General features: G+C 39.0%; 19 protein-coding genes, 1 other RNA gene and 2 pseudogenes. 7 read left to right on the forward strand and 15 right to left on the reverse strand.

Translation table 11 applies throughout. The annotated features are described in order from the left end of the window. Nucleotides 1-94 precede the first annotated feature (94 nt). From ssrA to AY606_RS14810, 3 genes are all read left to right on the forward strand, one after another. Nucleotides 95-453, forward strand: a transfer-messenger RNA (tmRNA) gene (gene ssrA, locus AY606_RS14800). 1,149 nt (nt 454-1,602) lie between these two features. Then, nucleotides 1,603-1,944, forward strand: a complete 342-nt coding sequence (locus tag AY606_RS14805; RefSeq protein WP_249409266.1) for a restriction endonuclease — start codon at nt 1,603-1,605, stop codon at nt 1,942-1,944. Between the two features lie 204 nt (nt 1,945-2,148). Continuing rightward, nucleotides 2,149-3,864 (forward strand): hypothetical protein, encoded by a 1,716-nt coding sequence (locus tag AY606_RS14810; protein WP_067870300.1) that lies wholly within the window; start codon nt 2,149-2,151, stop codon nt 3,862-3,864. A 155-nt stretch (nt 3,865-4,019) separates the two neighbouring features. Here the strand turns inward: AY606_RS14810 and AY606_RS14815 are convergent, their stop codons facing one another. The 4 genes and pseudogenes from AY606_RS14815 to cypR form a co-directional block, all read right to left on the reverse strand. Beyond that, nucleotides 4,020-4,859, reverse strand: coding sequence for a restriction endonuclease (locus AY606_RS14815; protein ID WP_067870302.1), 840 nt, complete (start codon nt 4,857-4,859; stop codon nt 4,020-4,022). A gap of 784 nt (nt 4,860-5,643) precedes the next feature. Next, nucleotides 5,644-5,775 (reverse strand): annotated as a pseudogene (locus tag AY606_RS15990) (IS5/IS1182 family transposase); the annotation flags it as partial. A gap of 102 nt (nt 5,776-5,877) precedes the next feature. Then, a complete protein-coding gene (locus AY606_RS14820) occupies nt 5,878-7,068 on the reverse strand; it encodes an MFS transporter (RefSeq protein ID WP_067870304.1) in 1,191 nt (396 codons plus the stop codon). 325 nt (nt 7,069-7,393) lie between these two features. Next, nucleotides 7,394-8,455, reverse strand: coding sequence for a transcriptional regulator CypR (gene cypR / locus AY606_RS14825; RefSeq protein WP_249409267.1), 1,062 nt, complete (start codon nt 8,453-8,455; stop codon nt 7,394-7,396). A gap of 182 nt (nt 8,456-8,637) precedes the next feature. On the opposite strand from cypR, the gene AY606_RS14830 reads away from it, so the two are divergent. The 3 genes from AY606_RS14830 to AY606_RS14840 are packed head-to-tail and all read left to right on the forward strand — an operon-like array spanning nt 8,638 to nt 11,673. Further along, nucleotides 8,638-8,958: a 2Fe-2S iron-sulfur cluster-binding protein gene (locus AY606_RS14830; protein WP_067870308.1), complete on the forward strand. Its 321-nt coding sequence runs from the start codon at nt 8,638-8,640 to the stop codon at nt 8,956-8,958. A 55-nt stretch (nt 8,959-9,013) separates the two neighbouring features. Continuing rightward, entirely contained in the window at nt 9,014-10,420 is a 1,407-nt protein-coding gene (locus AY606_RS14835) for a cytochrome P450 (protein WP_067870310.1), read from the forward strand. Nucleotides 10,421-10,452: 32 nt separating this feature from the next. Further along, on the forward strand, nt 10,453-11,673 hold the full coding sequence (locus AY606_RS14840; RefSeq protein ID WP_067870312.1) for an NAD(P)/FAD-dependent oxidoreductase: 1,221 nt from the start codon (nt 10,453-10,455) through the stop codon (nt 11,671-11,673). 128 nt (nt 11,674-11,801) lie between these two features. On the opposite strand, the gene AY606_RS14845 is transcribed toward AY606_RS14840, so the two are convergent. The 8 genes from AY606_RS14845 to AY606_RS14880 form a co-directional block, all read right to left on the reverse strand. Beyond that, nucleotides 11,802-12,758, reverse strand: coding sequence for an SUMF1/EgtB/PvdO family nonheme iron enzyme (locus AY606_RS14845; protein ID WP_067870374.1), 957 nt, complete (start codon nt 12,756-12,758; stop codon nt 11,802-11,804). A 63-nt stretch (nt 12,759-12,821) separates the two neighbouring features. Next, nucleotides 12,822-14,507, reverse strand: a complete 1,686-nt coding sequence (locus AY606_RS14850) for an arylsulfatase (protein ID WP_349303937.1) — start codon at nt 14,505-14,507, stop codon at nt 12,822-12,824. A 272-nt stretch (nt 14,508-14,779) separates the two neighbouring features. Continuing rightward, nucleotides 14,780-15,841, reverse strand: coding sequence for an NADH:ubiquinone reductase (Na(+)-transporting) subunit F (locus tag AY606_RS14855; protein WP_067870316.1), 1,062 nt, complete (start codon nt 15,839-15,841; stop codon nt 14,780-14,782). A 12-nt stretch (nt 15,842-15,853) separates the two neighbouring features. Then, on the reverse strand, nt 15,854-16,219 hold the full coding sequence (locus AY606_RS14860) for a phenol hydroxylase subunit P4 (RefSeq protein ID WP_067870318.1): 366 nt from the start codon (nt 16,217-16,219) through the stop codon (nt 15,854-15,856). 76 nt (nt 16,220-16,295) lie between these two features. Beyond that, nucleotides 16,296-17,834 carry an aromatic/alkene/methane monooxygenase hydroxylase/oxygenase subunit alpha gene (locus tag AY606_RS14865; RefSeq protein WP_067870320.1) on the reverse strand — a complete coding sequence of 513 codons (1,539 nt, stop codon included), beginning with the start codon at nt 17,832-17,834 and terminating at the stop codon, nt 16,296-16,298. 64 nt (nt 17,835-17,898) lie between these two features. Next, on the reverse strand, nt 17,899-18,168 hold the full coding sequence (locus AY606_RS14870; RefSeq protein ID WP_067870322.1) for an MmoB/DmpM family protein: 270 nt from the start codon (nt 18,166-18,168) through the stop codon (nt 17,899-17,901). A gap of 12 nt (nt 18,169-18,180) precedes the next feature. Continuing rightward, complete coding sequence (locus AY606_RS14875) at nt 18,181-19,185, reverse strand: aromatic/alkene monooxygenase hydroxylase subunit beta (protein ID WP_067870324.1); 1,005 nt, start codon at nt 19,183-19,185, stop codon at nt 18,181-18,183. Between the two features lie 18 nt (nt 19,186-19,203). Further along, nucleotides 19,204-19,494, reverse strand: coding sequence for a phenol hydroxylase subunit (locus AY606_RS14880; protein ID WP_067870326.1), 291 nt, complete (start codon nt 19,492-19,494; stop codon nt 19,204-19,206). A gap of 409 nt (nt 19,495-19,903) precedes the next feature. Between AY606_RS14880 and mobR the strand changes: the two genes are divergently transcribed. Further along, nucleotides 19,904-21,589, forward strand: coding sequence for a phenol degradation transcriptional regulator MobR (mobR, locus tag AY606_RS14885; protein WP_067870328.1), 1,686 nt, complete (start codon nt 19,904-19,906; stop codon nt 21,587-21,589). Nucleotides 21,590-21,592: 3 nt separating this feature from the next. Here mobR and AY606_RS16725 read toward each other — a convergent pair. From AY606_RS16725 to AY606_RS14895, 3 genes and pseudogenes are all read right to left on the reverse strand, one after another. Beyond that, a pseudogene (locus AY606_RS16725) lies at nt 21,593-22,119 on the reverse strand (hypothetical protein). A gap of 171 nt (nt 22,120-22,290) precedes the next feature. Next, nucleotides 22,291-22,587, reverse strand: coding sequence for a YciI family protein (locus AY606_RS14890; RefSeq protein ID WP_067870329.1), 297 nt, complete (start codon nt 22,585-22,587; stop codon nt 22,291-22,293). A 27-nt stretch (nt 22,588-22,614) separates the two neighbouring features. Next, a complete protein-coding gene (locus AY606_RS14895; protein ID WP_067870331.1) occupies nt 22,615-23,958 on the reverse strand; it encodes an OprD family outer membrane porin in 1,344 nt (447 codons plus the stop codon). Between the last annotated feature and the right edge of the window lie 40 nt (nt 23,959-23,998).

Below are 23,998 nucleotides of genomic sequence, written 5' to 3' on the forward strand. Positions count from 1 at the left end.
AGCGCAATAATGTAATTAAGCGCATCAAGTTGTGTAAAAGTTTAGAAAAGAGGTCGTAATTTTTGACATTTATGCTATGATCGCTTTGTACTTTGGGGGTGTTTCTGGCTTCGACGCTGGTGATGAAACTCATAGATGCATGCCGAGAGCGCATTTTCTCTCGTAAATCAAATTTGCATTTTTTAGTCGCAAACGACGAATCATACGCTCTAGCTGCCTAAGGGCAGCTTGTCCAACTCTCCGAATACTTGTGGTTAGAGAGTTCGACTGAAGCGCACGCACACAAGGCCGTATAAAGTCAAGCCTCGGGGCTTTGTACTAAACTAAGAGGATCGCGATTTGTACCCTGTTCGTCGGGTCACAAAGAGTTAAAACAATAGACGATATCTAAGCATGTAGTATTCTCGAGCGTAATGCTGGCGGACGCGGGTTCAACTCCCGCCACCTCCACCAAATTTTTTAATTGCTATTCGTTTACATGACGATATATCAAACTAAAAGCCTTAACTATCAATAGTTAGGGCTTTTTTTATGCCTTTACATTCTGCATTATTCGTAAACATAGCATTGGCTCATTTGTATGGTGTTTTGTATGTTTGAGTTTGATGGTATTTCACCATACTGTAAGTTTTCGGCCTATTTTGCACTATTTTGTTTTTTATTTTGCACTAAATATTTGCAGTTATTCTGCACTACCTAACGCTTTGCCAGATAGTGCAGGGCACTAAATTAACTCGTAGTAACGATAGCAAAACCAATACCGCCATCCCCACCAGAATTACCACCATTCTTCCACCCTTGGCCTTTGGCGCCGACAATAAGATTAAATGTAATAACTTCTCCAGTTGTGTTTGTGAATTTTACCTTCACGCGACCACCAGAACCGCCACCACCGCCAAATGACCAACGATCATCACCAATCCCTGTTGCACCATTAATGAAGCTAAAAGAACAGCAGTTAAATCACTGGCTAAAAAGTTCTGATTCGCAAATTTCGGAACAATTTTTATTAGCCTAATTCTGCCTTAAGCCATATGACACGTGGTTTAGGGCTATTTTTTCTTTTTAAAGTCGCCTAATAACATTAGGTACAGATATATATTAAACATTAAAAAATTAACGAAAGGAACTAGCAAAGCGAGTGACGAGCGTCAAAAAGCAATGCCAACAAATACAATTCAGATTGTCTACGCTTGCGCTGCGCCAATCTTCACTGACATCCAATAAGCAAAATGACAATCATTTTCTATGTTGCACCGCTGATGTTCTGCAAAATCTAAATAATATAAGATGAATGGAGAATGAGTGAAGTCCTAAGAAAAACACGAGTCGCCGTATGCCATGCGTTCATCAATCGGGAAGTTTTTTGAAAAATTCTTATATTTTATAAATAAACTTAACAAAAGCTTTACCCAAACTTAACCTAATTTTGGGACTAACTACACTTTCTTATAATTATCCGCCGTAGAATGCACTCATTGGCGCTGTAAGCTCGATTGCGGTTTTAGCTAACGGGATTCATTATTGATAAATTTTGATGCCGAATTCACATAATAAATTGCATCTAAAATATGCGAATTAAAGTTTTGGCTTTCTGACTTTTTGCCTAATATAGCGGTATATATCGGGGCACTTTTGGACTTTGTAATGTCGGCTTTTTTTGACCTAATTAATACCTATAGAATAATAGCGAAAACAGAACGAGAAAAAGGCACTTACTTCGAATTAATTTGCATCAAGTATTTTGAAAATGAACCATTCTATGCTGACCTATTTACTAAAGTACAAACCTATACCGAATGGGCAAAAGAACAAGGCTTGTCGGGCAAAGATACAGGTATTGACCTTGTTGCAACGACCAAAGACGGCGAGTTTTATGACATTCAATGCAAGCTCTATGATGCAGATCGTGAGGTAACTAAAGTTATATCCAACATACTTTAAGAAATTTATTTTCATAATTTATAGATATATCTCATCCGCAACCAACCAATTACTCTAGTTAGAAACAAAGTTCTATTAAAGAATTATAGAAGTACAGAAAATAGTTATGTATAACTGGAAGTTGAATAGTTATTCAATTTTCTATTGAGCTAAATTTTTCTATATTTGAAGATTAAAAGTATTTTTTAGGGTTGGGATTAATAAGTGTTACAGATAGGCACAGGGAAACTATTTACTAGAGAAGTAGAATATCGAAATAATTTAAAAGGTATTATCTATTCTAATTTAAGATTGATGCGAGATGATAAAATAGAAACAGTTGGAGGCTTACTGATAGCGACTGATACTTTTCGTGAGTCTAATGTGCTTATTTATGAGTTAGAGGAAGTAATTGAAGCGTGCGGAGAAGGATCAGGTTTTTTAGTTTCACATGGGATAGCTTCCTTTATACTAGATTTTTCTTCTATTCTTTCATTTGCTTTAAATTGTACAGCATCACCAAGTTATACGCTTACCGAAAGATTACTTAGTAATGAAATTGGTGTTACTACACATGCCACTCCTAATAAGGTAGTTAAGCAAACCTTTGATAAAATCATTTATTGTCAGGAAAGCGACAAACAATTTTTAATTAATTTTACTCGACAATTAATTGGGCTTGAGAGAAAAACTTATTTAGGAGTAATGAGAGCTATTCAAACTTATGTCACAGGTATGCAGCGTATTGCAGATGACTTTGAACTAGCATATACATTACTTGTTGCATCTATCGAATCACTTGCTCAAGATTTTGATGGACATCAAGCAACATGGTTGGATTATGCTCAAAATAAAAGGAGGGCTATAGATGCAGCTCTAAGTGATGTAGGGGAAGATTCGGCAGAACGAGTTAGAAATGCAATACTTCAGAATGAACATACGTCTTTAGGTAAAAGATTTAGGGAATTTGCTATTCAACATATAACCCCCTCTTTCTATAGAGAGGAGGCTGATCAAGCTATAAATCCTTTGACTTGTTTCGATCTTCATACAACCTTGAGTAATGCCTATCTTGCAAGATCAAAATATATTCATAATTTAAAAAAGCTGCCTAAACCAGTAGATCGTGATACCGGTTATACAGAAACTTGCAGAATTGAAAATAAGACATGGCTTACGTTACAAGGGCTATCAAGACTCGCAAGACATATCATCATTCAGTTTATTATGCGACAGCCAACAGTTGAGCGAGAGCCATATAATTATTCGCTTGAAAGATCAAATGTTATGCAACTTAAGTGGGCTCCACAATATTGGATTGGAAGAGTAGATTTTACTAAAGGATCAGGTGTTATACGTTTAGAGGGTTTTCTCTCTATATTTGCTAATATTTTAGAAAAAACTCCAAATGAATCTCTAGCTGACTTAACAGATTTATTGACTCAATTAGAATCAAATATTGACTCATTATATAAAGAAGATAAACAGGCATTTATAGCTCTATATACTATATATAACCTCATTCTAAAAAAATCTCAGCGATTAGATAATGCAGAAGAATTTATACGCAAATATGAGCGTCACTTATTATCTCCAAATCCATCTGCATTGATTACAAATCATATAGTTGGTTTGACTCTTAATTGGAGTATTGAAGAACATCATGATTGCTTGATGAAATATTTCAAAGAAAGAGATAATAAAATGTGCTTCCGCTGCCCTCAAATTTTTGAATCAGGAATGTTGCTCCAATTAGCGGAACGATATAGAGAAGCAGGAGAAATAGCTAAGGCTATAGAATTGATTGGAAAAGCTGTAGAAAACTATCCTAGTCATACTTGCTTAAGAAAATTTGAGACTGATTTTAAAACCGAGGCTAAGCTTATAGAAAGTAATAAGATTTTATTACCCCAAATAGAAGTGGAGGAAAGTAACAATTAATAGACCAACGATAATTGTTTAGAAAATTTAGTGCTTGAGAGAGTTATGATTCATCTATGGCTACTAATTTTTCATTGTTTTTATCGTGACTACGTTAATAATAGGTAATGAGCAGATAAATAAAATTTGAAGCCATAAAGAATCAGTTAAGTCATTTAATCTAAGCGCTTAGCTCCGATGACTTCACAAGTGCCATCCAAAATATCGCGCATGATAGCCTTGGCTGTAGCCTTTCCTGTAATGATATGTTGTTCACTACTAGAAATTGTATCGTAGGTAATCTTTATACTGTTTATTTTGAGAGGGAATGGGTTATTTGGAAAGTCTAGGAAATGTAAGTCTTTTGATAAATCCTTCTCGAAGACTAAGCCTTTAGTATCTGTAGGCTCTCTAGGCGCTGATTCAGTAAATTTGTATAAAGAGAATAGCGGTCGTTTTTCCTTATCCAAAATCAACACCTGATCATTAGTACAGTCCATATTTATATTAAGTTTGTCTCCTTTGATTTGTGCCATAATATATGACGAATCAAATGCAAATGAAGGAAACACGTTTTCAATCATTAACGCTGTAATATTTGTATGTACTTCTGTGACTAAGCTTGAACCCTTGAAGTCATCAATCGTAATTCCCTCACTCTTTATTGTTTTAAGTGCAATCCCTTTACCTTCAGCAAATAGTTTTGCACCGGACTGATAACCAATTTTTGTAAGAAAAATACCTTTAATCCCACCGATGTCGTCTAAAGCTGCCGCAAAGTCTCGAATACGACCAACGCTAACAGAACTGGTATAATCTTTACATTCAACGGCAACTTTATGGGTGATACCACCTAATAGAAATTCCCAGTACACATCAATTTGATGAAGTTGCCCTGTTGCACCTTTTAGTGAAATATCATGTTGAACTTTTAAATTCTTAAGGTCGTGCTGTCCTAACAATTCCTCATATAATTCTTTAGAAAACTTTTCAAATTCAGTTCCTTGCTTAGCCATAATACCCTCAAAAAAACAATAAAATTTCTACCTTTATGAATACGGATATGCTCCCGTATCCAACTGCTAAATTAACAAAGATCAGGGAATAAGGAAAATTATAATTGAAGCTTTTGATTATCTAAAAAAGGACAGCTCAGACCACTAAATATGAGTCGAAACATATCAAAATCCACGGTGCTCGTTCTTAATGGGATATACCTTAGAGATGGAATTTATGGATGATGAGGGAGAACACATTTGGTGATCGGAATCGTTAAATTCTAAAGTTCTTGTTTAATGGCATCTAAAATCTATACATAGTCTAGACGAGTTCAATTTATACAATTAGAATTGAACTCGTTGTTAAGGCTTTTTAAGATATTGATATATTAAGTAATTATTGGCTTGTATGGTGTTGTGTATGGTTGATTTTTTTAATTTAATAAAATTCATATAAATCAACGTATTAATCTTCTAGTTTAGTAGACGCCACCCCACCAAATACCCTCCTAAACATGGCAAAATATGTCAGGTTTAGGAACTGAAAGGCTTAATCCTAAAGGGGTTAAGCCTTTTTTTATGCCTGTATATAACTGAGCTTAACCGAGTATACGAATTTGTATCATGTATCATTGATAAATTATTGAAACCACTGTGATACAAAATGAAGCATTCGGATATTAAAAAGTGCCCCTTATCAGATACAACACTGGAAAATTTAAAGCCCTAAGATAAAGACTATCAAGAATTAGACGTTAATGGTCTGTACTTTCGTGTAAAGCCTGATGGTAAAAAAGCATGGTTTGCCTTTTGGCTGAGCATACCATTGGGTCGTATGATCAAACCCAGTCGTGATATTTCCTCGCTTGATTAAGGCTTGGTTGTAAGAAGACCAATTGAGAGTACGATAAATTTTAGATACTGGCTTATTCATCTGAGAATTATATTGCTGAATAAGCCTTTAACGGTAGGTTTATGCCACAAAGCCTTTCAGATTTAAGCCACGAGTATTAAATAATATACGCAATATTGAACGCTAGATCCCTGCTTGTTTACTGCGATTTAGAAAGACAACAATAACGGCTATACAGGTCAATACACTTGCAAAAACGAGATTCAGCCAAAGTCCAATACCGTCATAAATTAGCCCACCTGCAAAAGCGCCTAATCCGATTGAAAGGTTAAATACAGCAACATTAAATGCAGCAGCTAATTCAAGCTGTGTAGGCGCTGAACGAATCATCCATGTCATTAATGAGACCGAAACGCCACCATAAGCAAATCCCCAAATTAAGAACAAGACAATATTTAAAAATAGAAAATCACCAAAAAATACGAATAACAGTAAAGTTGCACTTAATAAAAAAGCGATGCTAAGTAATGTTTGCCATAAAAATTTTTGAATCGTAAAACCTAAAACAAAATTACCTAAAATTCCAAAAACACCATAAATTAACAATAAAGCGCCAATGGATGCATCAGAGAATTGTGCGATTTCTTGTAATACAGGTCGAACAAAAGTATAGGCAGAAAAATGACCTGTCACGATCAACAAGGTCAAACATAATCCAATAATAATATTCGGTTTTTTAATTACCGATAAACTGCTTCGCCACGTACTTACTTTTTGAATGGGTAATGAAGGCAATGACCAAAAGAGCATGACAAATACAATGGCAACCAAGATGGCTACACAGATAAAGGCTATCCGCCAGCCAAATAAATCACCGAGATATACACCTGCAGGTATGCCCAATACAGATGCAGCAGCAATACCGCTAAAAATAATGGAAGTGGCGATTCCGACTTGCGCTGGAGGCATTAAACGAACAGCGAGAGTGCCTGCTAAAGCCCAAATACCGCCCATAGAAATCCCGAATAATACCCTCGCCAGTAATAACCAATGGAATGTGTCAGTCATTGCTGAAACGAGTGTTGAAATAAACAATAACAGCATAAAAAAAAGGAGTAATTGACGACGATTAATACGGTTAAAAACTAAAACGACACACGGGGCAATAATGGCAGCGACTAAAGAGGGTGTGGAAATAATGAGGCTGGTATGACCTAATGGCTGCTGCATACTTTCTGCGATAGGCGTCAACAATCCAATAGGAAGCATTTCCGCACTCACTACAGAAAAAACAGCTAAAGCGACAGCGATCACTGCCAGCCATGCTTTTAAGTTGCTTTGATATGTTTTTTCAATGGATGTCTTAAAACTCATTTGGCACTTCAAATATTTTACTGTGCCGTAATATACTTAAATAGAGAGGGTTGATAAACGCTATTTGCATTATAGGAGCATAAAACTAGTCAACGCCTTCATTACAGTAATGAATGATCAGATCATGAGATTTTAAAAGAACGCGTTTAAAGACTTAATATTGTATTAAATTAGCTTATGTTTACCTAAAGCTTACTTCATCATTTTATTGATGAATAATGAGCAATAAATTTAATAAGTTATCTTTGATTAAATTGAAATTTTGTTTTAATCAGTGCATCAACCTACATAATTATTCTAATTTCACAAAGTTAGCTTCGGATCATTACGATGATGGTTTTTTATTTTTATAGCGATACTCACTGGGTGAGGTTTGAAACCAACGCTTAAAGGCGCGCCTAAAGTTGGAACTATCGTGATAATTGAGTAGTGTTGCAATAGCATCGACCGACAAATTGCTTTCAAGTAAATAACTGCTCGCTTGTTGAGAAAGAATTGAATCCCGAATTTCTCGAAAACTCGTACCATCCACCGCAAGTTTACGTGCCAAGGTACGTTTACTCATAAATAAGGATGCCGCGATGTGCTCTTCGTTCAGTTCACCTAAGGAACTGGACAGCATCATTTTCTGAATATGATAAACATAGCTGTGTTTGCCGGGTTGCAATTGTTGCAGCATGTTTTCACATTGGCGCATTGCCAACAGATAACTATCTTGATGGGTAGATGCATTGAGAATGTTGCATAGACTTAAAGGAAACTCGACTTTTATTTCAGGTGCGGAGAAAAAATAGCGCCCCGATAAATAGTTCGCATATGTTTGGCCGTAGTCGGGTTCTGGATGGGCAAAACAGATTTTTGCTTCATCTAGTGGGCGTCCTACAATAAATTCAGCACATTCATATAAAATCACGGCACAGGTTTCAGAAAGTATCCGATGTACCTGTGCAGAGAGCGGAATATCAAAATGTAGCGACATATTCACAGAAGACTCTGAATATTCAAGGCTTAAACGCGCAAAACTGATGCGCGTAGGAATAAATTCCTTAAAGGCTTTTAAAGCCATCAACAGGTTTGGACTACTGTTGACCAGAAATCCCATTGCACCATGGGTGGTTGGCGTAAGGCGTTTTCCAAGCCGTAATCCAAAATCAGCATGTTCAGATAAAGCCACGCTATTTTGTAAAATCTGTACCAATTGTCTGGCGGTCAGTAAAGTTTCATCCCGCATCAACTGTTCAATACCAAGCTGGGTAAATTGCAGTAATTGCGGCAGTTCACGAATATTCAGTGCTAATTCTCGTCCAATCATTCGCGCATAATTGGAGGGAATATTGGCAATATCTACATTTTCATCCATCAATGCATTGTTTTTTATATCGTACACGTTGACATCCCGTCATTGCGAATTAACCAACTAAACTTTTTAGTCGATATTTTATATGTCTTTTAATGACCCGATCTTGTCAAAAAATGACCTCCTTGTACTGGCTTTATAGCATTAGATTGTATTGATCCAAATAAAAACCGATGAATAGTAAGCCAATAACCCTGTGCAGGAGAACATAAATGGGAACCATTACCTTTGTTGAGCATAATGGAACAGAGCATTCAGCTGAATTAGAAGCAGGCAAGTCCTTGATGCAGATTGCGCTTGATCATGGCATTCCAAGTATTGATGCCGATTGTGGCGGTGAGTGCGCCTGTGGCACCTGTCATGTGATTTTAGATTCGAAGTGGATTGTGCAAGTGGGCACAGCTTCAGCAAGCGAGCTGCAAATGCTCGATCTTACCCCAGAAAAAACTCCCACATCCCGTTTGGCCTGTCAGGTCCATGTCTCTGAAGATATGAATGGTATGCGTGTAAAACTCCCTGAATATCAGATGTAACAGCTAATAGTTACCTGTCCACCTCAAGATCAAAATAAAAATAGGCAATAACAACATGATTCAGTTTGAAACAGTGCTCAATAAAGTTAAAAATGAAGCATCCAATCGACTATCGCCATTTATTCCGATGGATATGCAAGTCAAAGGCGTACATCTGTTTAAACGGACCAAACGTTTTATTACACAAAAGGAATACTTCCCCGAGTTTGTTGAAAAACCGATCCCCGATGTTTCAACAGTAGATATCCAGGATATTGATTTAAGTAATCCGTTTTTATTTAGACAGCATCAGTGGAATGCCTATTCGAAAAGGCTGCGTGATGAATGTCCTGTGCATTATCAAGCCAACAGCCCATTTGGTCCGTTTTGGTCCGTTACCCGTTATAAAGACATAGTATTTGTGGATAAAAACCATGAGCTGTTTTCTGCAGAACCGCTGGTTTTAATTGGCACGGCACCAATCGATGTAGAAACCTTTATTGCGATGGATCCACCAAAACATGATGAACGTCGTAAAGCAGTTCAGGATGTTGTAGCGCCAAAAAATTTAAAAGAGATGGAATCGTTGATCCGTGAGCGAACCTCAGAAGTTCTCGATAGTTTACCGATCGGACAGCCATTTGATTGGGTAGAAACCGTTTCAATTGAATTGACTGCGCGGATGCTTGCGACCTTACTGGATTTCCCATACGAAGACCGTTTAAAACTCGTGTATTGGTCAGATCTGTTTTCATCATCGCCACAAAGTGCCGGCGGTGCTATGGATTTAGATGAGTCCTTTGTGGGTGTGGCAGACATGGCTAAACATTTTGTTGCCTTGTGGCATGACAAAGCGGCACGTTTAGCCGCGGGAGAAACCCCAAGTTTTGACCTGATTACTTTAATGCAAAGTAGTGATGCCACACGTGATCTGATCAAGCGTCCGATGGAGTATCTGGGTAATTTAGCCTTGTTGATTATAGGGGGGAACGATACGACGCGGAACTCCATGACGGGGGGGGTGCTTGCGCTGCATCAATTCCCGGAGCAGTTTGCCAAATTAAAAGCCAACCCAAGCCTGATTCCCAATATGGTCTCAGAAATCATTCGTTGGCAAACGCCATTGGCGTATATGCGTCGTGTAGCCAAGCAGGATGTGATGTTAAATGGTCAATTTATTCGTAAAGGCGATAAAGTGGTGATGTGGTATGCCTCGGGTAACCTCGATGAACGTGCGCTTGACCGTCCTGAGCAATTTATCATTGATCGTAAAGATGCCCGTAATCATTTGTCGTTCGGCTTTGGCGTACATCGCTGTATGGGTAACCGTTTAGCTGAAATGCAGCTGCGCATTTTGTGGGAAGAAATTTTAAATCGTTTTGACCGTTGGGAAGTCGTAGATGAACCTGAAATTGTGCAGTCCAACTTTGTCCGTGGCTATTCAAAATTGATAGTCAAACTCACTGCAAAAACTGAACAATAAACCTGATACATGAGTGAAAAAGAGGGCAAGTGATGCAGAAACTGAAAGCGGTGATCATTGGTGCAAGTCATGCTGCGGCACAGTTAAGTGTCAGTCTGCGTCAAGAAGGTTGGCAAGGGGATATCGTCATGATCGGGGATGAACCGTATTTACCCTATCATCGCCCCCCCTTATCCAAGACTTTTTTATCTGGTGATAAAAGCATTCAGGATCTGCTGATCCGCTCAGCTACATTTTATGAAAAACAGCACATTGATTTTTTACACGGTCATGTGGTTTCAATTGACCGTGAGCAGAAAATGTTAAAGCTGGCTGATGGTTCACAGATGTCCTATGACAAACTGGCGATCTGTACAGGTGCACGGGTCAGAAAACTTAACATTAAGGGTAGTGAACTCAAAGGGGTTTACTATGTGCGAAACGCAGCCGATATTGCAGCCATACAGCAGCATATTCAAAGTGCCAAACATGCGGTGATGATCGGCGGCGGTTATATTGGTTTAGAAACGGCAGCCTCCCTAAGAAAACAGCGGATTCAGGTTTCGCTTTTAGAGACTGCTCCAAGAATTTTACAGCGTGTGACTGCCCCCGAACTTTCTGAGTTTTATACCCGGCTACATCAAGCACATGGTGTGCAAATTTATAATCATATTACGCTAGAATGTATTGTTGGCACGGCACAGGTGGAAGGAGTTTTATGTGCTGATGACAAAATGATTGCGGCCGATCTGGTGATTGTTGGCATTGGCGTGCAACCCAATATCGAAGTGGCAGAAGCAGCAGGGATTGAAGTTGATAATGGCATTATTATTGATGCCTATGGCCGAACCAACGACCCTGATATTGTGGCAGCAGGAGATTGTACCAGTCATTTTAATTCCCGTTATCAGTGCCAGCTTCGTTTGGAATCTGTGCCCAATGCCAATGAACAAGCCAAAGTGGCGGCAGCTACTTTATGTGAAAAGTCCAAACCGTATAACGTTTTACCTTGGTTTTGGTCAGATCAATATGACATCAAACTGCAGATTGCTGGCTTAAATCATGGTTACGATCAGTTGGTGATCCGTGGGGATCTTCAGAATAGCAATAATTTCGCAGTCTTCTATTTTAAAAATAAACAATTGATCGCTGCAGATTGCATCAATCGGCCTTTAGAATTTATGATCAGTAAAAAAATTATCAATGACAATATCCAGATTGATCCTGATTATTTTGCCGATGAATCTATGGATCTCAAGCAGCTGACACAATAAAATCATAGGAAGGGATATCGAGACAGGCCAACTTTATTATCTCGTTTGCAGACAAGACTACGGATCGGGGCCATAGCGCATAGCAATGGCCCAAAATAAAAATGTAGGCTCATGATTAATGCATTAAATTATTTTATATTTTTAACTGTCCTAAACCCAACATGACTGATCGCCAGAGTATATTCTTGCGGTTGTCTTGAGGTTGCTCGATATCGGGCACAATAGTTTGAAGCACATAAATAAGAGCCACCTTTAATGGTATAGGCTGAATATTGTGATTCAGAACGTGAAGCAAGTTGAGCTTGTGTACCGAGATGGTCATCATCATGTGAGCCAATAAAAGGGGTTCGGGTTAACTCCCAAACATTTCCAATCATGTCAAATAGACCAAATCCATTGGCTTTAAAACAACCGACAGGTGCGACATCTGAAAACCCGTCTTTATTTTCATTTTGATAGGGAAACTCACCTTGCCAAACATTGGCATCAATATGCTGAGTATGAGCCGATACATCACGTTCATGACTAAAGGCCTTAGCCGCATATTCCCATTGTTCTTCGGTGGGTAATTCACTTCCCCGCCATTCTGCATATTTTAATGCGTCCTTCAGCGTCACGTATCGAACTGGTTCATTGGGAAGGGCTTGACGGAATGATTGAATTCCCCAAGGATGTTTCCAATTAACATTCTTTTCTAACTTCCACCATTTCAGCTCAGCTACTTTCTGTGCAGGTTGAATAAATACCGCTGCTTCATTTTGCATTTCAGCTTCGGTTTCATAGCCTGTAGCATCGACAAAGGATTGAAACTGAGCATTGGTTACTTCTGTTGCATCGATATAAAAATCAGTCACTTGTCTTGTACTATGAATGAGCGATTTTTCTTCTGGATAAGCATCATTGTTGCCAATGCTATAGCTTCCACCTTGAATAGAAACCATGCCTGCCAGCGGGTCTTGCGACCAATTTACTGGCAATCCACGATAGCTTTTACAGCTTTGCAGCGTACCAAGGTCAGGTAAATCTTGCTGATTTTTAGTCTGCGGTTGATTGCTTGTAGAACATCCTTGTAACACAAGAGCCATCAATACAGCTAAAATTGTAGACTGATGAATCACGTTAACATCCTTGTTATATGTGAGTTTAAATTATGGATTCGATAGGTTTTTAATTTCTTCCGGCCCTATACAGGTGCCATAGAAGCAATTCATTTGCCCATAACGATATCTTACCGGTGCTGAAATTATACCGACACGTTGCGCATACGCATCCCAATCCTTAACTAGCTCATTTAATTTTTCAGGATGTTGTGCTGCGATGTTGTTTTTCAAGGTTGGATCACTTTGGCGATTATACAGCTCCCATTGGCCAATGCCATAAGGTTGGTCTTCGAAACGAACAGTCCAATCGCCTTTGTATAACGATTTTTTGTTATTAAACTCCCAGCCAATCGCTCGTTCAGGAATAGTTTTTCCCTTAAATACAGAAGTAAAGGATTGTCCTTGCATTGGAATAAGTTTCTGGTCGTTATAGGTCATCGGACGAGTCGATTGGGTGAGTTCAAGAACCGTCGGAACAAAGTCAGATACATGAAGTAGATTCTTTTGAATAGAATTGGCTTTAACCAGTTTTGGGTAGCGAATAATGGCAGGAACATGAATACCGCCATCGGCTAGAAAACTTTTAAAATAAGGTAAGGGTGTGGATGCAACTTGAGCCCACTGTGGACCTAAAGTGACATAAGAACCTTTTTTTCCCATATGCGCTAAACTATTATCAAAATTTTGGTTGACCCAGTCGGCAATGCCACTTTTATCTTCAGTTGTGCCGAGTGATTCAGGGCTTGCAGATTCAGCACCATTATCAGACATAAACAAAACCATAGTATTATCTAAGTCTTTGGTCGACTGTAAGTAATTTAAAACACGGCCAATATTGTGATCTAAGTTATCAATCATTGCAGCATAGACTTGCATGGTTTTGACTTGTTCGGCTTTTTGCTTGACATCTAATTGATTCCAATTCTTAAATACACCTTGCAGTGGATCATTAATTTTGGCATTAGCAGGAATCACACCCAGTTTAATTAGCTTTTTAAAGCGGGCTTCTCGAGTTTTGTCATAACCGTCTTGATAAGCTTTTGAGTATTTTTTTAAGTATTGGTCAGGTGCTTGTAAAGGCCAGTGTGGCGCGGTATAGGCAAGATAAGCAAAAAATGGTTGATTTTTTTCTCGGTTATTTTTCAGATAAGACAGCATTTTATCGGTGTAATAATCAGATGAATAAAAATTTTCGGGTAAGGATGCTTCCTGCCCATTGTTTAAATAGCGTGCTTTATAGTTACCAGGAAACATGGGGCTGGTATCGAAATGAGCAGCACCACCGGGCAACAAAACAAAGGAATTGGCAAACCCACGTGCACTTGGAATACTTTCTGGCGTTCCGCCTAAGTGCCATTTTCCTGTCATGAAAGTTGCATAGCCGTTTTGTTTTAAAACTTCCGCAATGGTGATGACTTTGTCATTTAAGCGGCCTTCATAACCGGGTTTTCCTTTTTGCTCAGGCTGTAAAAACTCGCTCATTGAGCCAATACCTGCTTGGTGATTATCATTGCCGGTGAGCAACATCGAGCGTGTTACAGAACAGGTGGGACCTGCATAAAAGTTGGAAAGGATTGCCCCTTGTTTAGCCAGCTTTTTAATATTGGGCGTATGTATTTCGCCACCAAAGGGTTCTGTATCTGAAAAGCCTAAATCGTCAGCAACTATCAATAAGATATTCGGTTGTTTTACCGGGTCGGCAAAAGTAGCTTGATTGATCAGTAAAGCTGGCATAACACATACCAATGCTATTTTTTTAAAATTCATAAGAGTTCCTTTTTTATGAATAGGTGAGTTAAATTAATTTAAGCATGAACACGACGACGTTGTACTTCTAAAGTCGAAGCATTGCTTTGATCACGTGCCAGCACGATATTAAACGGGATATGTTTAAAAGCGTGCTGTAAGCCACGACGAAAAATTTCAGCTTCATCAGTTACATCTTTAGCAATTGCGACTAGACCTTGACGTGGTGATCGTTCAAATTTTGTGTTTAAAAGAGAATGCTAAATATGCCGAAACAAAGCAGAGCGAGATTCGTTAGAAGCACCATCCGCTGCACTCAGGAAACGTTCGGTATGAATATCTTTTTCAAAAAGTCGGCTTTGCATTAACGTTGAAATCGCTGCATCAATCATTACTGGTGGACCACATAAATAAGCTTTATAACCACTGCATTTATTTTCAAAATAATCTGCTACAGCTTCATGTACAAAGCCTGTGAATCCTGTCCATTGATCTTCTGCTTTTGGTGCATTCAATGCAGGAATATAGCGGAAGTTGGGATAGTCTTTCACTAAGCCTTCAAACACTTCACGGTTATAGAGTTCCGCAACATCACGTGCGCCTTGGAAAAGATAGATCGTACGTGTGTCACCTTGTTCCAAAAGATCCAGAATCATTGATTGCGGGCTCGATAGACCAGAACCGCCTGCAATAAAGATGGTATCTTTTGCATCTGATTTACGTACAAAGAACTGCCCATAAGGTCCCGAAACTTCAAGTTCATCGCCCACTTGAAGGGTTTCGTGCACATAAGTGGTGGTTGCACCACCTTCTACCTGACGAATATGCAATTCAATAATGCCTTCTTCACTCGGTGCATTGGCAATTGAAAATGCACGTGTCCCTTCAATGTCTGGAAATCTGATATTGATATACTGCCCAGCCTGAAACTCCATCGGGCGGTCGATTTGTAAACGCACCCCCTTAATGGTCGGTGACAGCGCTTTGATATCTAGAACTGTGGCTTGGTAGTCTTGGACCAAATAGCCATGAAAATCTTCGTCTTCATCCACATCCGCTTCAATCACCATATCGGATTCAGGTTTACAGCAGCAGGCCAGCACTTTATTTTCTTCGCGTTCAATATCCATCAGCGCAAATGGCGATGCTTCACCGACATCATAAAAACCGTCAGTCACTTGAACTTTACAGGTTCCACATGTGCCATGACCACAGGCGAAGGGCAGCCAAACACCTTGACGTAAAGCAGCGTCTAAAATAGTTTGATCTTCTTCCACTTCAATGGTCATGCCCACAGGTTCAATCGTTACTTGATAACTCATGATTCTTCTTCCTTATACATGTGTGCCGTTGTAGCCATTTAAGCCGGGCGTAACAAAGCGCAGTAGAGATTTATGATCAAAATCTAAATCGGCCAATGTCTTGGAAAAATCCACATCTGTTAGTAATTGACGATTTAAGGTGAATTGTACTTCTGACCAATCAATATGCTCAAAGTCAGGATGCTGATTAAAACCAGTCTGAATTTGCTGATCAATCAAGTCTTGTAAACTTTGCTGTGGTGAAACCACAAAAGCATGGGCTGCACAAAATAAAGTGTGCTGATCCCAGCCGACATAGAGCAGCATGTTGTCGCCGTAATTTTTTTGTGCGTCACGCGCATCAAATTCATAATCTGGTTGTATGGCTTGTACTGGCATGAGAAAACTCCTGAATTCCTTGAGTGTGAAGCCATCTCAATTTTTATCCATGAAATGGCTTCTGATCCTTTTTTGCTTAGGCGACGTGACCTTTCCATTTTCTCCAACGTTCTTGGTCTGGAGAGCCTTCAATATCAAGATTGTCTGCACCGACGTTAAAGTTGTAATAGTCACGTAAAATACTTTCTAAATCGGGACCGCCACAGTTGCCTTGTAAAATTTGATTGACCGGCAACCAAGCTTGAATATATTTTTCAGGTTCACGTTCAAAAATGTCGTAACAGCCATCTGAACAAGTGTGATAACGCTCACCTTTATAAATACTGTCACGGTAGCTGAACATGGTTGGGTCGCCATCCATTTCGGTAAAGGTCATTGGAATCTGGCAGATTTGGCACAGTTGCGGCAAGCCATTGCTATAGAAGCGTTTACCTTCAGCTTCCAATTTACGCGCCAACTCCCATTTAGGGCGGTAATATTTGTCAAAGGTGTCTGGATATTTCTCAGATAACCAATCCATTTCTTCATCGGTTGGAATCCAGGTATGGAAACCTGCAGCATGACCAAAATTATAGAAAATCCACCATGCCTGATGGGAAATATGCTCTTTTTCCTTAACAATCACGTCTGAATACTTCGGCATGCGAATACCGTAACGACTCAAGTCTTTAAATAAAGCACCGCCAGCTTCTTCGAAGTAGGTTTCCCATGCTTCTTTCCATGACATCACTTTATTTGGCAGCATGTAGTCCATCATCATGCCGACAATCGAGAGCAGGCGAGTACCGCGCCAGAACCATTTATCAATCCATTCCTGAACAATCGGAACGTTATCTTCATGCTGTTCCAGTAAGAATTTTACGATTTCCAAACCTAAAGTCATGTGGCGTGCTTCATCCGACTGAGCACTAAAACCAAAGGTCACGGTTGCCATATCTCCGTTATATGCCGCACCAGACATGAATGGGACGAACAGTAAGTTGGTAAGTACATACTCAAAGGAGAAACTAATCGCCAGTAAGAATTCAAATGGCCCTGCTGAACGTGCATCTTCAAAGAATGATTTTGGGACAGACAAGTACCAAACACGGTCATGCATGTGTGCCCAATCCTGGAAGCCATCAAAGAATTTGTTGTAATGGCTCATAGCATGAATTTGCGTTTGTACATGACGCAGTTCATCAATCGATTGCATTTGCGAGGCAATACGTGCACCGATGCCGCTAAATTGGCGGCCTACATGCGCATAACCTTGGTATGCCTGATATTCCAGTGGCGTAACGGCTGTTAAAAACAGTTTTATTGCATTTAAGTAGCGTTCATTACTGACATTCATCTGACCATTATTTTGAGAGAAAGCATCAAAAATGGCATACAGCTTTTTCTCTTTTTCTGCCTGATATTTCCAGTAAGTATCCATGGTTAAGCGGAAAGGGTCTTCCCATTTTGACCAGTCTGTAATTTTAATGCCTTCAAACTCTTCATACGGAAATGCTTCTTTACGGTCTGCATAGGAAAAATCCCAATCCAGATCACGTGTCAGCATGCGGTAACGGTCTTTTGAATTAAGTTTTTTGGTTGCAGTTTTAGTCGCACTTTTTGTTTGGCTATTCATCTTGATGATCCTTTTCAATCTGTTGAAGCAGTCGGCTTCTTGTCTTTATTTCTTCCGTGCGGAATTAATTCCAATGCAAAGTGAAGCTATCGTCATCTTCTTCAACGTTGCCACCTAAGGTGATCATGTTGAGCTGTAGTTCTTGAATGTCCCAATCCTGGCCCAGTTTTTCGGACACAGTTTCAGCGCGAACCACTAATTTCCCCAGACTTTCCACACGAATCATGGCAGGAAGATATTGAATCGTGGCTTCGGGGTTATCTTGCTCAATCGCTTCAATGATGTAGCGTGAGGTATCATTATCTTGTAATGCCAAATAAACTTTAGAGCTCATCTCTGCGCTTCCTTATGCAACTGATTCTAGTTCAAGGGTTAAACCGGCTTTTTTACTGCGTTCTGCAATTAAGGCTAGGCCATTGTCGACAGATGCATGCCCAAGTGCGGTATGGGCCCATGCCCTAAAGGCTGCTGTCACTTGAGGTAAAAGCGTATTTATCCAGCCTTGAATTAAGGCTTTATTTTCTTCAGATTCAGTGGCGGCAATTTTTAAAACAGGGTCTGACCATTTGCGTAAATCGCTTAAACAGTCCTTCATGAATTCGGTCAGCATTGCTACATCACGTGCACCGTGTTCAACCAGCCATTGATCCAGTTCGCCATAAACCAGTTCCTGCATTAAGCTGTCTATGAGCAAGTTTTGCAGGACATAAAGTTTGAACCAATCTTGTTCAGTCAAGCTCTGTTCACACAGCTTGCGCAGTGGTTGCCAACATTCATCATTCATCCATGACTCTTTGGCTTGCTGTAAGGATTCACCGGTATTGCCATCAATGAGTAGACCAATACGGGAGAGGTATTGCGCCATACCCAGACGATCCATTGCTGCAAAAATACAGGCTTGGGTAATGACCGTACCATAGCCATAAGCACTGCCTGACATCATGTGCAGGTTGGCGGTTTGCTCCACATAACGGAAAGGCAATAAGAAAGTGATTATTTTTTGCTCAACTTCAGCGCTTAGATTTTCAACCAAATGGCGTTTTTCAAAAAATGAATAATTGCTTTCGGCAGAATCTTGCAGACGTGCACGATGTTGTACATAAGTGCCATAGTAAAATTGACGTGGATCTTTAAATGCATACCAGTCTTGCATTTGCAACGCTGTATGCGTTTGATCATTTAAAGTTTTGTCAGCTTTCCACAAAGGACGGTAATGAAAGTTAGCTGCACCTTGTATATCAAAACTTACTTCCTGATACCGAGTCGCAGGCTTATTGCCAAAACGGCGTTCAATATAGGCATAAGTTTGACGAATAGGTTCGAGGTTGGATGTTTTAATTTCTAAAGTCATCACGATTTCCTTATGGGCTTAAGATTGATCTTCTTGATCTAAATTTTTACGTACTTGGCTTAGAACTGTAGGTTCAATGCCATAACGCCATTTATCTTCTTGTGCATCATTCCAAGCCTGCTGTGCTTCGGTCATTTCAATAACATGATTAATTTCACAGAAATGCTGAAAGGCTTGCTGAGGTAGAATCAGTTCGACAAAAAGTGTTGGATCATGGATGGCGAAGTCAAATTCAACAAACTTGGCCTGGCGGTCACCCGTAACACGAATGTATTTGGTGAGTTGTTCTTGCTGTATGGCTTGAGTCATGAGGATTATCCTTGTCTTTCTGCACTGAACTCATTTCAGTGATGCAACCTTGCATATATTGATAGAGATATATCAAAACTCGTGCCAACTTTTATTAATCATTTTTAATCAATTGCTTATGTTTTTTTATCCATTTTTTAGTTTGTTTAAGCGATAAAAACTCATGAAATGATGAATATATAAATGTCTGATTTCATCAAATCATGAATGGTGAGGTCGGACACCTGAAAATCTTTGTACTACTTAAATTAGTCCTATAAATTAAACTGATTTATATCTATATGATTTTATAGTTTTAATTTAGAAATACTTTAAGGGTATAAAGTTATAATAATAAGGTAGTAAAGCTTTTTAGTCGGAATTGAGTAAGATAGGGAATCGACCTATAGCCAAGGATGGATATTCAGTCATGCCTCAAGCCAAAGATGCCAAGTTTTATACTCAAATTTTGGAAAAGAATAAAGATATTCAAGATTTATTGGATAAAATTCAGTTTGACAGTCAGCATGGAAAAATTTGGTTTGAAGAAAACCGGATGCTGCTCATTCATACCAGTATCATGGGCTTTTTAAGAAAAGATTTGTATAACATGCTGGGCTGGGAACGGACCAAGCGTTTTTTTATTCGTCTGGGGTATCAGGCCGGAGTAAGGGATGCAGAAGTTACCTCTAAATTACGCCCGAATTTAAATGAGGCGGAAGCCTTTATGGCTGGGCCACAAATGCATGGTATACGCGGTATGGTGCAAGTTGAAGTGAATGAGCTTCAATTAAGTCATGATGAGCATCAATTTTATGCAGATTTTAATTGGCGTAATTCTTTTGAAGCGGAAGTTCATTTAAGTGAGTTCGGGGCTTCGGAAGAATCAGTTTGTTGGATGCTATTGGGCTATGCTTGCGGTTATACCAGCTTTGTTATGGGACAAACCATTATTTATCAGGAAACCCATTGTGTAGCAAAAGGTGATGATTGCTGTCGTATTATCGGCAAGCCTTTAAAAGAATGGGAAAATGCCGATGAACTTATTCAATTTATGTCACCTGATCCTGTTTCAGATGAATTAATTGCCTTGCAAGCAGAGTTGAATGAGTTAAAGAAAAATATCTATACCGATGTAGAAGCCGACTACACCATGTTTAATTCTATCGGTGAATCCGTGGCTTATCGTAAAGTTTGTGACCTGTTGAAAAAGGCAGCGGGCAGTAAGGTCGCTGTATTACTGCAAGGTGAAACAGGGGTGGGTAAGGAAGCTTTTGCCAGAGGGATTCATGAAGGTAGTTCTCGTAAAGGGCAACCCTTTGTTGCTGTAAACTGCGCCTGTATTCCGCCAGACCTAATTGAAGCCGAACTTTTTGGTGTCGAAAAAGGGGCATTTACAGGTGCAACGCAAACTCGAAGTGGAAAGTTTGAACGTGCCGATCAAGGGACTATTTTCTTAGATGAAGTGATTGAGCTTTCGCCACGTGCGCAAGCAACCTTGCTGCGAATGCTACAAGAAGGAGAATATGAAAGAGTGGGGGATCATCAAACCAGAAAAGCGGATGTCCGTTTGGTTGCAGCCACCAATGAGGATTTGGAACAGGCAGTGAAAGAAGGAAGATTCCGTGCTGATTTATATTATCGCCTGAATATTTTTCCTGTAATTATTCCGCCGCTACGTGAGCGCCGTGATGATATTCCGTTATTGATTACACACTTCTTATCGCGTTTTGAAAATATGTATGGAAAGACGTTAAAAGGTTTAAGTGACAAAGCTACAAATTTTGTCATGACTTATGAATGGCCAGGTAATATTCGAGAGCTTGAAAACTTATTAGAGCGGGCGACCTTACTGACGGATCATCAGCAGGAAATTAAACTCAATCATTTGTTTCCGCAAATTAAGCAAGATATTGAACCAAGGTCTGAAAAAGTGGACTTAGATACAGTGATACAAGAGGGCTTTTGTCTAGAAGATCATGAGAGGAAACTGATTTTTATCGCAATGCAAAAAACAAAGAATAATGTTTCTGAAGCAGCCCGTGTATTAGGGATCAGCCGAGCGGCTTTGGATTATCGTTTAAAAAAGCAAGCTATTAATATAAGTAAAAAGTAGATTTCAATTAGGCACAGATTGACTGTGATGAGTGGTTTTTAAAGGCACATTCTCCAAGATGACGGGATATGACTTAAACTCTTCTAATATGAAGTCAACGATCAGTTGAATGAAAGGCTGGGGTTTATCATAAGCCAGTCATTGATTAAATGCTTCGTAGTAAGCCAAGCGATTTTCAATCGTAATCAAACTAAGGGGATAGTTAGCTTTTAATAATTCAATATTTATTAATAAGCGTAATGTACGTCCGTTCCCCTCGATGACTGGCTAAAGATCAATAAAATTAGCAGGTACTTTGACTGTACGTTCAATAAGATGGATTGTTTACTTGGCTGTTATAACAATTCACCAAGAATAGTACCTTCGAGAACCACTGTAGTTTCTAATAGCGTAAGTGCATGACCTTTAATGGCATTGGAATGATAGGGCCATCGGTACAATAAGGGCTTTTTGTAAGTCTTTTACAATTCAAAGAGATAGCGTGCGATGCTGAGCTAACTTCTTCTTGAATTGTCAATAATTCCAAACATATCTTTATGGCTTAAGTAAATCTCACTTAAAAATTTATTTGTACGGTTGTTTTTATGGCAACTTTTTTAAATTTAATGATATAAATTACAGTAATTATAATTTTAAAAGTCAGTATTAATGCAGAGCGAATGAGGGCAGGCTTAGGGCCTACCCTGATTATATGCCTCTATTCACAGACAAAATTTACCGTCTAAATAAGCCTTTCTCCAACGGTCTATTTTAACTTTTTGAAATAAACCTCCAATGTAAAAAGGATCTTGTTCAATAAATTTTTGAGCAGCCTCTCTAGAAGCTACATCAATGATATAAATTCCACCACCTAAGTCTTGGCCCTTGTCATCTAACTTTGCACCACAGGCTAAAAGTAATTCAAGATTTTGATTTAAATAATCTAAATGTTCTTGTCTTAATTTTTTTCTAAGGGATTGATGATCTATTTTGTCCCAAGTTTCTAAAACATAAGGCATTTTAATTTCCTCGTATATGAAGTTTTATTAGAATGAAAATGGATATTCAAGAATTAAGCGGAATTCATCAATATTTCCATATCTATAGCCTTTGGTTGTTCTATGAGTGGCTTGACGAAGACGAACATCGAGATCTTTTGCAAAGCCCTGCTTAACTTTGTAGCGTAACTCGATATCTCTTTCCCAATGCTTATTCTCAATATCTTGGTCGTAAATATGACGTTTGGTATACAGCTTGTTGTCACTACCGGTATTGTCCATATCCCAGCCATATAAATACCGCGTCATAAAAGACAGACCTTCGATTCCATAAGATGAGAAGTCAATTTCATATTTCACTTGAGCTGATTTTTCTTTGGCTTCCGTAAATGTTGCAAACTGCACACTATTGGGAATAGTGGCAATCCCGCCATTATTTCTAAACCCGATCCAGTCAAAAGGTTCATCACCTAAAACTTGTTGGTACGCTAAACTGAAATTATGATTGGATAATTTATAGCTTCCTGTTAAGGAAACCAGGGCAGTACTGATATTTCCGCCTGTGGCATCACCGCTATCTCGGTTAATGTAGTTATTGGTTTGTAAATTGAAACCTGATTGGGCATCAATTTGATGTTTATATTTTGCCCCTAAATAATATTGCATCCAGACATTTTCTAATTTAGACACATAGATTGATGTTTCAATATTATTAAGTTTATATGTTCCGCCTAAATAGTTGACAGAATCAGCCTGAATTCCATTGTTATAATCAGTATTAAAATAGTTGAGACGGTCAGTTGAATCAACAGGACTCATTTGGGTGAAATAACCAAAATCTAAATTAAGATGCTCAAAACTATTATCCTTTATCGATAAACCCGTCGACATAGAGGGAAGGAGGCGGGAATAGTTAGTCCCAATAATCGGATTATTCGGAAATTGATTCCCGATCAATGCTTCAGTTTTCTTATATTTTGCCCGTAGAGCACCGCCGAATTCCGCCGTTGCTGATTTCGGTTTGCCTTTCGAGTCGACTTCTAAATTATTTGTCCCGGTTCGATATCCATCACTATCGAGTTTTAAAGCAATCAGAGCATAACCGTTTAACCCGAACTGCACAGGCGTATCTGTCCAGCCTGTTTCCATATTGGCAATAAAGCCCTGAGCCCATTCTTCGCGATAACCTTTGCGCTCAGATACAGGTAATTGGGCATTCTGTCCCGCAGAGTTGTATTCGCCTTGGCGAAAGTCACGATTGAAATAATAGTTTTTTGCGAGCACATTAAATTTTGTGTCATCAATAAAATCAGCATGGGCTGTGTGGATAGTGGTTATGGATAGGCAAAGCGTCCCCATAACCAGTAAATTTTTATTTACTGGTTTTTTCATTTTTTAAAAATCCTTTTAGGTATTACAAATGATGATCCAA

The organism is Acinetobacter sp. SFB (genome assembly GCF_001647545.1).
GTDB lineage: Bacteria > Pseudomonadota > Gammaproteobacteria > Pseudomonadales > Moraxellaceae > Acinetobacter.

Excerpts from the sequence above, each read along its gene's own strand:
- AY606_RS14845 (WP_067870374.1), bottom strand. The coding sequence starts at position 12,758 with ATGGCTCTTGTGTTACAAGGATGTTCTACAAGCAATCAACCGCAGACT.
- AY606_RS14820 (WP_067870304.1), bottom strand. The coding sequence starts at position 7,068 with ATGAGTTTTAAGACATCCATTGAAAAAACATATCAAAGCAACTTAAAA.
- AY606_RS14870 (WP_067870322.1), bottom strand. The coding sequence starts at position 18,168 with ATGAGCTCTAAAGTTTATTTGGCATTACAAGATAATGATACCTCACGC.
- AY606_RS14875 (WP_067870324.1), bottom strand. The coding sequence starts at position 19,185 with ATGACTTTAGAAATTAAAACATCCAACCTCGAACCTATTCGTCAAACT.
- AY606_RS14835 (WP_067870310.1), top strand. The coding sequence starts at position 9,014 with ATGATTCAGTTTGAAACAGTGCTCAATAAAGTTAAAAATGAAGCATCC.
- AY606_RS14895 (WP_067870331.1), bottom strand. The coding sequence starts at position 23,958 with ATGAAAAAACCAGTAAATAAAAATTTACTGGTTATGGGGACGCTTTGC.
- AY606_RS14815 (WP_067870302.1), bottom strand. The coding sequence starts at position 4,859 with ATGGCTAAGCAAGGAACTGAATTTGAAAAGTTTTCTAAAGAATTATAT.
- AY606_RS14830 (WP_067870308.1), top strand. The coding sequence starts at position 8,638 with ATGGGAACCATTACCTTTGTTGAGCATAATGGAACAGAGCATTCAGCT.
- AY606_RS14880 (WP_067870326.1), bottom strand. The coding sequence starts at position 19,494 with ATGACTCAAGCCATACAGCAAGAACAACTCACCAAATACATTCGTGTT.
- AY606_RS14890 (WP_067870329.1), bottom strand. The coding sequence starts at position 22,587 with ATGCCTTATGTTTTAGAAACTTGGGACAAAATAGATCATCAATCCCTT.
- AY606_RS14840 (WP_067870312.1), top strand. The coding sequence starts at position 10,453 with ATGCAGAAACTGAAAGCGGTGATCATTGGTGCAAGTCATGCTGCGGCA.
- AY606_RS14850 (WP_349303937.1), bottom strand. The coding sequence starts at position 14,507 with ATGCCAGCTTTACTGATCAATCAAGCTACTTTTGCCGACCCGGTAAAA.
- AY606_RS14865 (WP_067870320.1), bottom strand. The coding sequence starts at position 17,834 with ATGAATAGCCAAACAAAAAGTGCGACTAAAACTGCAACCAAAAAACTT.
- AY606_RS14860 (WP_067870318.1), bottom strand. The coding sequence starts at position 16,219 with ATGCCAGTACAAGCCATACAACCAGATTATGAATTTGATGCGCGTGAC.
- AY606_RS14855 (WP_067870316.1), bottom strand. The coding sequence starts at position 15,841 with ATGAGTTATCAAGTAACGATTGAACCTGTGGGCATGACCATTGAAGTG.
- mobR (WP_067870328.1), top strand. The coding sequence starts at position 19,904 with ATGCCTCAAGCCAAAGATGCCAAGTTTTATACTCAAATTTTGGAAAAG.